Origin of the sequence: Romboutsia sp. 13368, assembly GCF_018336475.1 — a bacterium.
GTDB lineage: Bacteria > Bacillota > Clostridia > Peptostreptococcales > Peptostreptococcaceae > Romboutsia.
In genome coordinates, this window is the sequence record NZ_CP048741.1 from 884,617 (window position 1) to 885,267 (window position 651).

Below are 651 nucleotides of genomic sequence, written 5' to 3' on the forward strand. Positions count from 1 at the left end.
TGAGGCTATAGGTAGCAGGCTTTATGAGATGAGTAATRGATATGTGGTAGGTCTTAATGGTAGGAGGTTGAATTACAGGATGTATAAAAGAAGCTAGTCATTTTGACTAGCTTTAAGTAGGTGTCGGTAAAATTGACAGTGTATATTAAATTGTGAATTATTCTCATTTTTTTCATTTTATATCATCCCACTTTTGATTAGTTATAAATATAGGTGTTCTATTTTTTTAATTTGAACTCTTGTATAATTATATTCAACATTACTTTTATTTTAGCAGACTTACTTACTGATAGCACAAAAGTCATGTATTTAGCATATTTAAGCTATTTATATAACTATTTCTTACTAAATATCTAAAGTAATAGATAAACATAGAAAAAATGTTTATTTTGCAATACTATTACTTTTATTGGTATTTTATGGAACTTAATGCTATAATAAGTTTAAATTTTACAATGGGGGTGGGGAGTATATGAAAATCGTAAGAAATATACTAAATTTTATTATAATTACAATAAGTATAATATTATATATTGCATCAACTCTTATTCTTAGTAAGAAGTATTTTATCCTATTTACTATTGCAATAATATTATTAATTTTATGGAGTATATATAAAAAAATAAAGAAATTAAACTATTTAAGTAATAA